Annotated in this window: 10 protein-coding genes and 1 pseudogene; 7 read left to right on the top strand and 4 right to left on the bottom strand. The window is 70.9% G+C overall.

Annotated elements, in window-relative coordinates:
- Positions 1-144 precede the first annotated feature (144 nt).
- Positions 145-285, top strand: coding sequence for a hypothetical protein (locus VP06_RS36010; RefSeq protein WP_156295473.1), 141 nt, complete (start codon positions 145-147; stop codon positions 283-285).
- A gap of 6 nt (positions 286-291) precedes the next feature.
- Here the strand turns inward: VP06_RS36010 and VP06_RS05730 are convergent, their stop codons facing one another.
- Together VP06_RS05730 and VP06_RS05725 are read right to left on the bottom strand one after the other, a co-directional pair.
- Positions 292-2,124: a gamma-glutamyltransferase family protein gene (locus VP06_RS05730; RefSeq protein ID WP_048462865.1), complete on the bottom strand. Its 1,833-nt coding sequence runs from the start codon at positions 2,122-2,124 to the stop codon at positions 292-294.
- 324 nt (positions 2,125-2,448) lie between these two features.
- Positions 2,449-2,724, bottom strand: coding sequence for a BrnT family toxin (locus VP06_RS05725; RefSeq protein ID WP_048462864.1), 276 nt, complete (start codon positions 2,722-2,724; stop codon positions 2,449-2,451).
- 340 nt (positions 2,725-3,064) lie between these two features.
- On the opposite strand from VP06_RS05725, the gene VP06_RS05720 reads away from it, so the two are divergent.
- The 6 genes from VP06_RS05720 (at position 3,065) to VP06_RS05700 (ending at position 11,016) form a co-directional block, all read left to right on the top strand.
- A complete protein-coding gene (locus VP06_RS05720; protein ID WP_048462863.1) occupies positions 3,065-4,882 on the top strand; it encodes an ABC-F family ATP-binding cassette domain-containing protein in 1,818 nt (605 codons plus the stop codon).
- Between the two features lie 371 nt (positions 4,883-5,253).
- Complete coding sequence (locus tag VP06_RS05715) at positions 5,254-6,888, top strand: porin (protein ID WP_048462862.1); 1,635 nt, start codon at positions 5,254-5,256, stop codon at positions 6,886-6,888.
- A gap of 188 nt (positions 6,889-7,076) precedes the next feature.
- On the top strand, positions 7,077-8,942 hold the full coding sequence (locus tag VP06_RS05710; protein ID WP_053081550.1) for an OmpA family protein: 1,866 nt from the start codon (positions 7,077-7,079) through the stop codon (positions 8,940-8,942).
- 8 nt (positions 8,943-8,950) lie between these two features.
- Positions 8,951-9,229, top strand: coding sequence for a hypothetical protein (locus VP06_RS05705; RefSeq protein WP_048462861.1), 279 nt, complete (start codon positions 8,951-8,953; stop codon positions 9,227-9,229).
- Between the two features lie 606 nt (positions 9,230-9,835).
- On the top strand, positions 9,836-9,973 hold the full coding sequence (locus VP06_RS37045) for a hypothetical protein (RefSeq protein ID WP_197093146.1): 138 nt from the start codon (positions 9,836-9,838) through the stop codon (positions 9,971-9,973).
- A 326-nt stretch (positions 9,974-10,299) separates the two neighbouring features.
- On the top strand, positions 10,300-11,016 hold the full coding sequence (locus tag VP06_RS05700) for a class I SAM-dependent methyltransferase (RefSeq protein WP_048462866.1): 717 nt from the start codon (positions 10,300-10,302) through the stop codon (positions 11,014-11,016).
- 36 nt (positions 11,017-11,052) lie between these two features.
- Here the strand turns inward: VP06_RS05700 and VP06_RS05695 are convergent, their stop codons facing one another.
- Entirely contained in the window at positions 11,053-12,354 is a 1,302-nt protein-coding gene (locus tag VP06_RS05695; RefSeq protein WP_048462860.1) for an MFS transporter, read from the bottom strand.
- 82 nt (positions 12,355-12,436) lie between these two features.
- Positions 12,437-12,847, bottom strand: a pseudogene (locus tag VP06_RS05690) (UxaA family hydrolase); the annotation flags it as partial.

Genomic DNA, 12,847 nt, shown 5'->3' with positions numbered 1-12,847 from the left:
CCGCTTCTGCTCTCGCTCTTTGCCCACAAGATCCAGCAGATCGTCAGCCAGAACGGGACCAAGCTCTTGACCAAGCAATAGGGGACGCTGCGGAACCGGGGCGGCGCGCCCCGGTTTGGGTTCGACAGCAAAGAGGAGCGCCCGATGTCGAATCCCGGTGGGCCCGCGCTGCCGAGCGAGGCCCCGGGCGACCGGCCGGTCGAGATCCCGGTAAACGATCCCGGCCACTCGCCGGCCATCACCCCCGACCCGTCCCCGACCGGTCCGGCCAACCCGACGATGTAGCGACCCCTACCGTCCCGCGGCGTAACCCTGCATGCCGCGGGGATTGGCGGCGGCCCGGAGACGCCGCCCGTCGCGGCTCGCCGCCGTGAGCCGCCCCTCCGACCAGTCGGCCCCGACCTCGACGATGTGGCCGCGGCGGCGCAGCTCCGCGACCGTCGCAGGGGTGATTCGGTTCTCCACCACCACCACCCCCGGCCGGGCGGTGCGCGGCCAGAACGACGACGGGAAATGCTCGGTGTGCCAGGCCGGCGCGTCGATCGCCGCTTGCAGGTTCATGCCCGCATGGACGTGGCGCAGGAAGAATTGCGGGATCCATTGGTCCTGCTGGTCGCCACCGGGCGAGCCCCAGGCGAGGTAGGGCTGGCCGTCGCGCAAAGCCATGGTGGGCGAGAGCGTCGAGCGCGGCCGCTTGCCGGGGGCGAGCGCCGCCGGATGGCTCTCGTCGAGCACGAACATCTGCGCCCGCGTGCCGAGGCAGAAGCCGAGGGCCGGGATCACCGGCGAGGATTGCAGCCAGCCGCCGGACGGCGTGGCGGTGATCATGTTGCCGTGCCGGTCGATGATGTCGAAATGCACCGTGTCGCCCCGCACCACGCCGGAACGGGCATCGTCCGGCGGCACGGTCGCGGCGAGCCGGCCGACCGTCGGTTCCCCGGCGCCGGACGAGCCCACCGCCGTGCGGGCGCCCTCGCTCACCCGGGCCTCCAGGGCCTTGCCGAAGCCGGGAATCGTGCCCGGCCGCTGCTCCAGCGAGGCGGTCTCGCCGACGAGCCGGCGCCGCTCCGCGTTGTAGGCGTCGGACAGCAGGGTCTCGACCGGCACGGCCACGAAGGCGGGATCGCCGTAGAACGTGTCGCGGTCGGCGAAGGCGAGCTTGGCGCACTCGACCTGGAGGTGGATGACGTCGGGCCCGGCCGGATCGAGCCCGTCGAGAGCAAAGCCCTTGAGCAGGGCGAGCTGTTGCAGGGTCGCCATCCCTTGCGTCCAGGGCCCGGCCTTGAGCACGGTGTAGCGGCCGTATTCGTACCCGATCGGATCCTCGACGCTCGCCTGCCACGCCGCCATGTCGGCCCCGGTCAGGAGGCCGCGATGCGGCGTCCCGGTCACGTCCATCACCGGCTCAGCCTTGCAGAAGGCATCAATCGCCTCGGCGACGAAGCCCTGCGACCAGATCCGGCGCGCCCGCTCGATCTCCTGCTCGCGCGTGCCGCCGGCGGCCTCGCGGACGATGCGGGCATAGGTCTCGGCGAGGACCGGATTGGTGAACAGCGTGCCGGGGGCGGGCACGCCGCCGTCCCGGAGATAGGTCGCCGCCGAGCTTGGCCAGTGCTCGCGAAACAGCCCTTCGACGGTGGCGATGGTGGCCGAGACCCGCTCGACCAGCGGGAAGCCGTCGCGGGCATACCCGATCGCCGCCTCCAGCACGTCGGCGAGGCGCCAGGTGCCGTGGTCGCGCAGGATCAGCATGTAGGCGTCGAAGGTGCCCGGCACGCAGGGCGCCAGCAGCCCGGTGCCCGGCACGAGATCGAGGCCGAGATGGTCGCGCAGGTGCCCGATCGTGGCGGCCTGCGGCGCCGGGCCCTGCCCGCACACCACCTGCGGCCGTCCGACCCGGACATCGTGCAGGATCACCGGCACGTCGCCGCCCGGCCCGTTCAGGTGCGGCTCGACCACCTGAAGCACGAAGGCGGTCGCCACCCCGGCGTCGAAGGCGTTGCCGCCCCGCTCCAGCACGCCCATGCCGACCGCGGTGGCGATCCAGTGCGTCGAGGCCACGACCCCGAAGGTGCCGTCGATCTCGGGGCGGGTGGTGAAGGGATCGGGGGTGACGAAGCTCATCGGGGGTCCTCTTCCGGGCGGCCCGGGCGCAAGGTCTCGCGGCACCACGGCCGCCATTCTAGGCTCTTAGACCAACGGCCGACGATGCTGACGCATCGATTCGATCTCCGTCAGGCCCGAGATCGCCGCGGCCGTTGACTCCATCTCGAATTGTCGATGCCAAGCCGGAGACTTGGCGAAAACTCGAGAGCGGAACCAAAGGTTGTTTCCAATGACCTTTGGTATTACCCGCGGCGAGCTAGATGCAATCCGTCGGGGGCGGAGATGCCACGTCGTGCCTTGTCGGCACCGACGCCTACGGCATCGTCTCGCGCAGCACCGCATTCATCCGGGGAAAAGGTGGGCGTAGCGGGCTTGTTCGCGCTCATTGCACTTCCTCCTCGTGAAGACGTGGCGGTCCTCGCCACGCGGGGTCCATCCGATCGTCACCATGCGCCCGTTGAGGTGCCCGATCGTGATGTTGCGGGGCTCCCCGTCATCGCGCCGGGCATCGGGCCACGTGTGGTGGAGGCCGGCGAACACCGCCTCGGCAGACAGGAAGGCCAGACCCCGCTCGCTGAGGGCGCGGTCGCACTTCGGTGGATCGACGGTGATGGCCATTGATACCAACGGTCGTTGAAAACGACCTTTTGTTCCGTTCTCGCATTGTCGCCAAGCCCAAGGTCCCGGACATCTGTGCTTGGCATCGAGAATTCGAGATGGAATCAACGGCCGCGTCGATCTCGGGCCTGACGGAGATCGAATCGATGCGTCCGCATCGTCGGCCGTTGGTATGATTTATCGTAACGACGATATTCGAGAGGGGCGGGGGTGTCGAGAGGTCCTCGTCTCGGCAAGCCGGAAGCCGTCGCGGAAGGGGGCGATCGTGGTGCGATCGTCCGCTGTGCGAGACCCCCGCCCGGTCTCGCCTTTCCGCCGGCCCTGCCGTAATCCCCTGCCCATGGCCGCTCCTCCGCTCCTCACCCTCCAGGGCATCGCGCTCACCTTCGGCGGCACGCCGCTGCTTGCCGGGGCCGACCTCTCCCTCGCCCCCGGCGACCGCACCTGCCTCGTCGGCCGCAACGGCTCGGGCAAGTCGACCCTGCTCAAGGTCGCCGCCGGGCTGGTCGAGCCCGACAAGGGCGTGCGCTTCCTGCAACCCGGCACCACGGTGCGGTACCTCGCCCAGGAGCCGGATTTCGCAGGCCACGCCACCACCCTGTCCTTCGTCGAGGCCGGCATGGGGCCGGGCGACGAACTGTACCGGGCGCGCTACCTGCTGGAGAGCCTGGGGCTGACCGGCGAGGAGGATCCGGCCCGACTCTCGGGCGGCGAATCGCGCCGCGCGGCGCTCGCCCAGGCCCTGGCGCCGGAGCCCGACATCCTGCTCCTCGACGAGCCGACCAACCACCTCGACCTGCCGGCGATCGAGTGGCTGGAGGCCGAGCTGAAGGGCAGCCGCTCGGCGCTGGTCCTCATCAGCCACGACCGGCGCTTCCTCGAAGCCCTGTCGCGCTCGATCGTCTGGCTCGACCGCGGCACGACGCGCCGCCTCGACCAGGGTTTTTCGGCCTTCGAGGGCTGGCGCGACCAGGTCTTCGAGGAGGAGGAGCGCGAGCGCCACAAGCTCGACCGCAAGATCGCCGCGGAAGAGGATTGGCTGCGCTACGGCGTGACGGCGCGGCGCAAGCGCAACGTCAAGCGGCTCGCCGGCCTGCACGACCTGCGCCGCCAGGCCCGCGAGCATCGCGGGCCCGTCGGCGCGGCGACGCTGACGGTGAGCGAGACCGAGACCTCCGGTACTCTGGTGGTCGAGGCACGCGACGTCGCGAAATCCTACGGCGACCGTCCGATCGTGCGCGACCTGAGCCTCCGCATCGCGAAGGCCGACCGGCTCGGCATCGTCGGCGCCAACGGCACCGGCAAGACGACGCTCGTCAACCTGCTCACCGGCCGCCTCCCGCCCGATTCGGGCGAGGTGAAGGTGGGGGCCAACGTCACCCTCAACCTTCTCGACCAGCGCCGCAGCGCGCTCGACCCCGAGCGGACGGTGGCGGACGTGCTGACCGGCGGCGGCAGCGACAGCGTCCAGGTCGGCGGCCAGAGCCGGCACGTCATCGGCTACATGAAGGACTTCCTGTTCTCGCCCGAGCAGGCGCGCACGCCGGTGGGCGTGCTCTCGGGCGGCGAGCGCAACCGGCTGCTGCTGGCGCGGGCGCTCGCCGAGGCCGGCAACCTGCTGGTGCTCGACGAGCCGACCAACGACCTCGACCTCGAGACGCTCGATCTCCTCCAGGAGATGCTCGGCGACTATGCCGGCACCCTGATCCTGGTCAGCCACGACCGCGACTTCCTCGACCGAGTGGTCGATACCGTGCTGGTCTCGGAAGGGGAGGGGCGCTGGGTCGCTTATGCGGGCGGCTACAGCGACATGGTCGCCCAGCGCGGCGTCGGCGTGCAGGCGCGCGGGGTCGTGGCGTCGAAGGGAGCCAAGGACGCGTCCCGGGAGGCCGCGAAGCCGCCAGCCCGCCCGGCCGCGAAGAAGCGCCTCGGCTTCAACGAGCAGCACGAACTGAAGACCCTGCCGGCCCGCATCGCGGCACTCGAGGGCAACCGCGCCAAGCTGCGGGCCGCCCTCGACGACGCGACTCTCTATGCCCGCGATCCCGCCCGTTTCGAGGCGATCTCCCGCACCCTGGCGACGACCGAGGCCGATCTCGCCGGCGCCGAGGAGCGCTGGCTCGAACTCGAGATGATGCGCGAGGAGCTGGAGGGCTGAGTGCCCGGCTCCTCCGGGGCGCGGCCGCGGGACGGGCGCCCCGTCCTGGTCACCACAGCCGAAGCGCACAATGCTCAGGTCCCCAAGCGCAAGGCTCCCTGAATTTCGCTGACCCGCGTGAGGTTTCGTGGCGTCCATGCAACATTGCGGCCGAAAGCCGGTGACTTGGCCGTCCGGGACGCGGATCCCAGTTGATCGCCGTTAGAGCCTCGCACATGGTGCCTCTGCACCGGGCAAGACCCGGTGCAGCCCGGATGACGTCCCTCAGGGAGCGCCGGGCATAAGGGGATAAGAGTGGCGTGGTTCGGCTCCCGTAGGATCGTCGAGACACAGTCGTTCACCCCCAGGGTCTCGAAACTTTGGAGGTCTCGATGAAGCTCGTGAAGAGCCTTCTGCTGGGTTCGGCTGCTGGCCTGACCGTCGTCGCAGGGGCGCAGGCTGCCGATCTGCCGATCAAGAAGGCGGCGCCTGTCGAATACGTTCGTGTCTGCTCGGCCTACGGTGCCGGCTTCTTCTTCGTTCCCGGTACGGATACCTGCCTGCGCGTCTCCGGCCGCGCCCGCTTCGAAGCCGGCTACTCGCAGGGCTACTCGCGCTCGGGCAACAACGGCGACCTGATGGGCTACCGCGGCCTCGGCCGCCTCAACCTCGACGCCCGTACCCAGACCGCCTACGGCACGCTCCGCGCCTTCGTGCGCTTCGAGCTCGCCTCGCGGACCGGCGCCTACCTGAAGTCCGGCACCCAGGAGCGCATCGCCAACGCCTTCCCGGCGCTCGGCGTCGACACCTTCGCCCGCGCCCAGCAATACGTGAACGTCGACAAGGCGTTCATCCAGTTCGCCGGCCTCACCGCCGGTCGCGCGGCCTCGTTCTACGACTTCTACGCTCACGACTTCGAGATCATCGGCACCTCGCTGGGCTCGGACGTCGCCTCCACCAACCTGCTCGCCTACACCGCCACCTTCGGTCAGGGCTTCTCGGCGACGATCTCGGTCGAAGACCCGATCTTCCGCAAGACCCCGCTGTTCGGCACCGCCACCCCCGGCAACGCGGCGAGCCAGTTCGCGGTCTTCACGGCGGGCGCCGCCAACCTCACCCCGGTCCTCGCGACCAACGCGGCCGGCGTGCCGATCGGCGAGGCGTTCTACGACGTGCGCCAGACCTCGCGCATGCCCGACTTCGTCGGCGCGCTGCGCTACGACGCCGCCTGGGGCTCGGCCCAGCTCTCGGCCGCCGTGCACGAGCTGAACGCCGGCAACGCCTCGACGGTCCTGACCTTCGGCGGCGCGACGATCCCGGCCGGCTCGGTCGTGACCCCGCGCATCAACACCGAGTACGGCTGGGCCGTGCAGGGCGGTCTGAAGTTCAACCTGCCCTTCATCGCTCCGGGCGACTCCCTGTACCTGCAGGGCTCCTACGGCGAAGGCGCCCAGCTCTACACCGGCTACTCCTCGTATATCGGTTCCTACACCGCCAGCGCCGGCAACACCCAGGGTGCGCCGTTCGCGACGTTCTTCACCGATGCCGTCGTGAACCCGCTGACCGGCAAGATGGAGCTGTCGACCAGCTGGACGGTGGTCGGTTCGTACCTGCACTACTGGGCGCCCGAGTGGCGGTCGGCGGTCATCGGCAGCTACGGCGAGATGTCGTTCGGCAAGACCAGCCGCAACCTGCTCGGCGGCCTGAACTTCAACGGCCTCGGCAACCCGGTCAACAGCGGCGGTGTCGCCCTGTTCGGCGCGACGCTTCGCGACACGAGCCAGATCGTCGCCGGCGCGAGCCTGATCTGGTCGCCGGTCAAGGATCTCGATATCGGCGTCGAGGGTCTCTACAACCGCGTCGACATCAAGAACGGTCGGGTCATCGACGTCAACAAGGCTCCGGGCGGCGTCGCCGCTGGTGTGAACGCGGCCGGCCTGCCGGTGGCCGCCAATGGCGCGATCCTGCCGACCACCAACTTCGCGGACACGTTCCAGGTCCGCATGCGCGTCCAGCGCGACTTCTAAGTCTCGGGCGCGGCTCCTTCGGGAGCCGCATCCCAATCTCGTCAGGGTCCCGGCTTTCGCGCCGGGGCCCTTTTTCGATTCGGCTGCCGATCGTCTGTCGCGCCTTGCTGATGCCGGAAACCGGCGCCACGGTCACCGTTTCGGCGCCTGAGATCCCCCGCTCCGCGCGTCCCGTGACGAGGTCTTGTGTGGCGATTCGCGCGATCGGCTGGCTCGCCGGCCTCCCCCTCCTTGCCGGCGCCTGGGTGGCCGCCACCGCCTGGACCGAGCCGCGGCTCGAATCCGCCCTGGAGGCGCCGGCCGCGGCCGTCGCGGCGGGCACCGGCCGCGACGGGGCCGAGCCGTGGCTGCGGGTCGAGGCGCGGGGCCGCGACCTCCTGGCGAGCGGCGAGGCGCCGATGCCGGCCGCCCGCGACGAGGCCCGCGCGGCGCTCGCCGCGCTCCCCGGCCACCGCCGCATCCTCGACCGCCTCGGCCTCGTCGCCGAGGTCTCGCCCTTTACCTGGGCGGCGATCCACCGTGCGCCGGACCGCCTCGACCTCATCGGCCACCGTCCGGCAGAGATCGGCCGCACGGCCCTCGACGACGCCTTGAGCGCCGGTCTGCCCGCCGGGCTCTCCTTGCGCGACACCGCGCGGGCCGCCCGCGGCGCACCGGAGAATTTTTCCGAAGCCGCCCGCTTCCTCCTCGCGCAAGCGCGGCACCTGAAGCCCGGCGCCATCGCGGCGATGAGCGGCCGCGTGCTTTCCGTCCGCGGCGAGGCGGCGAGCGTCGAAGCCTATGCCGGCCTGAAGGCCGACCTCGCGCAGCCGCCCGCCGGCTTCGCGATCGGCGAGGTCGCGGTCGAGCCGGCCCTGGTCTCGCCCTTCACCTGGTCGGCGAGCCGCGGTCCCGATGGCCTCCGCCTCGACGGCTACACCCTGTCGGAGGCCGACCGGGCCGCGATCCTGGCCGCGGCGCGGCTCGTCGCCGACGGCGCCCCGGTCGTCGACATGATGCGCACCGCCCGCGGCCTCTCGGCCGGGATCGACGCGAAGGCGCTGGTCGACCGCGCCTTCGCGGCCCTCGCCCTCGTGCGGGAGGGCCGCGTCTTCCTCGACGGGTCGGCCCTGTCGATCCAGGGCTCCGCCATCGACATCCAGGCGGTGCGCGAGGCCGAGGCGCTGGCGGATCACCTGCCGGCGGGCCTCTCCCGCGGCACGGTGGCCCTGACGGCGAGTCCGGTCTCGCCCTATCTCGTGGCGGTCCGGCGCGGATCGGACGCCTTCACCCTCACCGGCCACCTGCCGGATGCGGAGGCACGCCGCGTGCTCCACGCGGCCCTGCGGCCCTACCTCTATGGCGAGCGGATCATCGACCGCACCCGCTTGGCCGAAGGTGCGCCGCCCGCCCTCCTCGACGGCCTGACCGCCGGGATCGGGGTTCTCGGCCAACTCGCCGAGGGCCAGGTGAGCGTGCGCGACCGGAGCCTGCGCATCGCCGGCGAGGGCCTCTATCCGGAGAGCACGCGCCGCATCGCCGCCGAGGCGGCGCGGATCGCGCCTCCCGGCTGGCGCATCGACGTCGCGGTGGAGGCCCGCGGTGCCGCCCCCTCGCGGGATCCGGCGGCCTGCCGCGAGACCTTCGCGGCGCTCGCCACGGAGCCGACCCTGCGCTTCGATCCCGGCAGCGCCGACCTGAAGCCAGCCTTCTACCCCGTTCTCGACGGGGTCGCGGACCTCGCCCGTGCCTGCCCGCAGGCCCGGATCGAGGTGGCGGGCCACGACGACCCGCCCGGCACCGTCGTGCCGTCCGTCCCCAAGGAGGCGCCGGCACCCGCCAAGGGCAAGCCGGCGGCGAAAGCCGGCAAGCCGGCCGACAAGGCGGGCGCGAAATCCGCTGCCGACAAGCCCGCCGAGACCGCGCCGATGCCCGATCCCGGCCTGCCGCAGCGGCGCGCCGCGGCGATCGTCGATTACCTGCTCAAGGCCGGCATCCCGTCGAACCGCATCGCCGCCGCACCGGCCGAGGCCGCCGCCGACCGGCGGGCGGTCGCCTTCGTCCTGCGCTCGTGAGTCGCGTCGTGCTCATCCTCGCATCCGCCGCCTGGCCGGGTCTCCTCGCCGCCCTCGTGATCGGCACCGCCACCGGGTTCTGGGCCGGCCCGCCTGCCGGCCGTGGCCCGCGCCTCGCCGCCGGCTTCCTCGCGCTCCTCGCCGTCGCGACCATCGCCACGGCGTTGGCCGGCGTCGTGCCGGGACGGGAGGGTTTTTGGGTCGAGAGCGCCGCCCTGATGCTGACGGCCTATCTCGCCGGCTGCGGCCTCGGCGGCTTCGGCAAGGAGCGTCGGACCGGGTCCTGACCGAAACGGTGCCGCTCGCGCCCGGGACGGCAATGAGTTCGGCACCGGTCTCCCCTCTCTGCCGCGAAGGCTTCGCGGATTGCGCGTGGCGGTCAGGGGGCGGTCTCCACGAGAGGTGGAGCGCGCGCGGCGCGGCGCGGCCATGGCCGGGAAACTGGCCTCTCGTGCGGATGCGGCTGTCCTCCTGGCGAAGGATCACGTCGCGGCGCCCGTGCAAATCCCACAGGCTGCCAGCGCCCGCGACGTCCCGTGCTGCGGCCACACGGCCCTCCAGGATCATCGTCCGGACCCTGACTAATCATACCAACGGTCGTTGGAAACGACCTTTGGTGCCATTCGCGAATTGTCGCCAAGCCTCTGGCTTGGCATCGAAAATTTGAGATGGTTCATCGGCCCGATGCGTCAGCATCTTGGGCCGATGGTATCAGTCGCGCCAGCCCGTCACGCCCTCAGTCGCCTTCTCGGGATCACGCCCGTCCAGATGCGCTCTCCGCCCCGCCGTCAAACTTTGGGACCAAACATCCGGCAAGGTTTTCGTAAGAAACGGCCGGCACGATCCCTGCCTGGCCCGACCGCGAATCGCTTCGCGCGCAGGAGGACGGTTCCATGCTGATGGCTTTCGTCGGACGCCTCACCCAGCGTTGGCGGGACCTCGTCGCCGAGATCGTGGATCCCTATCGCCCCGAATTGCACTACATGCGCGGCCCCGGCCCGCGCTGGCGCGAGCGTCACCCGGAGGGGTGACAACGGCTCCCGACGGGGCCGTCCCGACGCTTTATACCAACGGTCGTTGAAAACGACCTTTGGTTATGTTCTCCAATTTTCGCTCAGCCTTTGGCTTGGGATCGAAAATGTGAGATGGTTCATCGGCCCGATGTGTCAGCATCTTGGGCCGATGGTATTCTTACGAGTTCGCGCGGTGCGTCGAAAGGCTCCCACCGCGACAGCGGACTCGGATTCCGCAGGGCGACACCATCGATCGGAAGCCGTGGAAGGGTGCGCCCCTTGCGTCCCTGCGCCGCGCGGGTGCACGGCATTCTGCGTTCCACCACCGGAGCCGGGCCGTGACCATCGCGCAAGACGCCGCCGGGAAGTTCGATGCATCCCGTGCCGGGGACTACGAGCAGCAGAGCCGCATCGCGCTCGCCGGCTACGAGGCCTGCCACGAGCTGGCGTCCTGCATGCTGGCCGCCGCCCTCGGATCGGGCTCCGCGGCGCGGGTCTTGGTGGCCGGGGCCGGCGGCGGCGCCAAGGAAATCGTCACCGCGGCGGCCCTGGAGCCGCATTGGCGCTTCACCGCGGTCGATCCCTCGGCGCCGATGATGGCGCTCGCCCGCGCCCGCCTGGAGGAGAATGGCCTGGACGCGCGGACCGAGGTGGTGCTCGGCACCGTCGACGACCTGCCGGACCGCGAAGCCTTCGATGCCGCGACCCTGATCGGAGTGCTCCACCATCTGCCGGGGGACGCGGCGAAGCGCGCGATCCTGGTGGCTCTCGCCCGGCGCCTGCGGCCAGGCGCGCCGCTGATCCTCGCCTGCAACCACCAGACCTATGCCAGCCAGCCGCTGCTGCTTGCCGCCTGGGGCGAGCGCTGGCGCCAGCAGGGAGCGGGACCCGAGGAGGTTGAGGCCAAGCGAGCGAAGATCCTCCAGGGGGCGGACCCGCCGCCCTCGGAGCAGTCGGTGGCCGACCTGTTGCGCGAGAGCGGCTTCGCGCCGCCGCTGCGCTTCTTCTCCAGCCTGTTCTGGGGTGCTTGGCTCGCCCGGCGCGCCCCGGGCCCGGCCTGATTGCCGGAACGCCCGGGGGAGGGGGGCGGTCCCGGCTCAGCCGGAGGCCGGCACCGCCTCGGCCAGCGTCGCCGGCCGGTCGGAGAGCCGGCTCGCGACCACGAGCCCGATCAGCGCCGCGGCCGCGATGATGAGGCTCGGCGCGGCCGCCCAGCCGGTGGCGCCGATCAGCGCGTTGGCGGCGAGCGGCCCGAGGCCGCTGAGCAGCGTGAAGCTGAGGTTGAGCGAGAGCGCGACGCCGCTGAACCGCACCCGGGTGGGAAACAGCCCGGCGAGCAGATAGGCGAAGCTGCCGTTGGCCCCGGCCACCGCCATGGTGAGGAGCGGCAGCACCAGGAACAGGTTCGCGTCGCCCCGGGCCAGCACCTGGTAGGCGGGGATCACCCCGATCAGGATGACGAGCGCGGAGACCTGCATCAGCCGCCGCGGTGGCACCCGGTCGGCGAAGAACGAGGCGACGAGCAGCGACGCCGACATGGCGAAGAGCGCCAGGTTCATCGCCAACGCCACGGTCTTCGACGGATACTTGAGCACCTGGATCAGGTAGGCCGGCATATGGGCGAACAGGATGCCGTTGAAACCCGCCGTGAGCGCGACGACGCCGATGCCGACGAGCACCGGGCCGCGATGGTCGCGCAGCACCTCACCGATCGGCCGGCGGGCGGCGCGATGCTGGAGGCGCAGGAACTCCGGCGTCTCCTCCAGGCTCCGGCGCAGCCAGAAGCTGACGAGCCCCACGACCCCGCCGAACAGGAAGGCGATGCGCCAGCCGTATTCCGCCATCATCGCGGGCGGCAGCCAGGATTGCAGGGCGAGGTTGACGAGGGCCGCCAGCAGCACGCCGCCATTGACCAGGCAGAAGACGATGCCGCAGGCGAGCCCCGGGCGTCGCGACGCGGTCTCGACCACGAAGGTGATGGCGCCGGGCAGTTCGCCGCCGATGCACAGGCCTTGCACGAAGCGCAACAGCACGAGGAGCAGGGTCGCCCACACGCCCCACGAGGCATAAGCCGGCACCAGCCCCATGCCCAGCGTGCAGGCCGACATGGTGAAGACGGTGACGACGAACACGGTCTTGCGGCCGTAGCGGTCGCCGAAATGGCTCAGCACCAGGCCGCCGAGCGGCCGGGCGAGATAGCCGACCGCGAACACCGCCAGCGACAGGGTCAGGGCCGCGACCGGATCGCTCGCCGGGAAGAAGGCGGCAGCGATGTCCTTGGCGAAGATGCCGTAGACGATGAAGTCGTAATATTCGAGCCCGCCGCCGAGGCTCGCGAGCAGCGTCATCTGCCATTGGCGGCGGGTGAGATCGCGCCCGCCGCTCGCATCCGGTGTCATTGCCGTGTCCTCCGGAGCGTTCTTGTTGGTGTGCCCCGGAGCGCCCTTAGAACGGTTCGGCCGCCGCCGCCATATCCGCCGGCTACATCACCGCCCCGATCTGCCAGGGCACGAACTCGGCATCGCCGTAGCCGAAGCCCTCGGACTTGGTGCGCTCGCCCGAGGCGATCCGCAGGATGGTCTCGAAGATCTGACGGCCCTTCTCCTCGATCGAGACGCCGTCGAGCACGTCGCCGCAATCGATGTCCATGTCGTCCTGCATCCGCCGGTACATCTCGCTGTTGGTGGCGAGCTTGATCGACGGGGTCGGCTTGCAGCCATAGGCCGAGCCGCGGCCGGTGGTGAAGCACAGCACGTTGGCGCCGCCCGCGACCTGCCCGGTGGCGGCCACCGGGTCGAAGCCGGGGGTGTCCATGTAGACGAAGCCCTTCGCCGTCACCGGCTCGGCGTAGCGGTAGACGCCCGTCAGCGTCGTGGTGCCGCCCTTGGCGGT

The organism is Methylobacterium aquaticum, from assembly GCF_001043915.1.
Taxonomy (GTDB): Bacteria; Pseudomonadota; Alphaproteobacteria; order Rhizobiales; family Beijerinckiaceae; genus Methylobacterium; species Methylobacterium aquaticum.
Note: the sequence above shows the minus strand (reverse complement) of the source record. Positions and strands in the feature narration are given on the sequence as shown.

Bases quoted from the DNA above. Each gene is read 5' to 3' on its own strand.
- VP06_RS36010 (WP_156295473.1), top strand. From the start codon at position 145: ATGTCGAATCCCGGTGGGCCCGCGCTGCCGAGCGAGGCCCCGGGCGAC.
- VP06_RS05730 (WP_048462865.1), bottom strand. From the start codon at position 2,124: ATGAGCTTCGTCACCCCCGATCCCTTCACCACCCGCCCCGAGATCGAC.
- VP06_RS05725 (WP_048462864.1), bottom strand. From the start codon at position 2,724: ATGGCCATCACCGTCGATCCACCGAAGTGCGACCGCGCCCTCAGCGAG.
- VP06_RS05720 (WP_048462863.1), top strand. From the start codon at position 3,065: ATGGCCGCTCCTCCGCTCCTCACCCTCCAGGGCATCGCGCTCACCTTC.
- VP06_RS05715 (WP_048462862.1), top strand. From the start codon at position 5,254: ATGAAGCTCGTGAAGAGCCTTCTGCTGGGTTCGGCTGCTGGCCTGACC.
- VP06_RS37045 (WP_197093146.1), top strand. From the start codon at position 9,836: ATGCTGATGGCTTTCGTCGGACGCCTCACCCAGCGTTGGCGGGACCTC.
- VP06_RS05695 (WP_048462860.1), bottom strand. From the start codon at position 12,354: ATGACACCGGATGCGAGCGGCGGGCGCGATCTCACCCGCCGCCAATGG.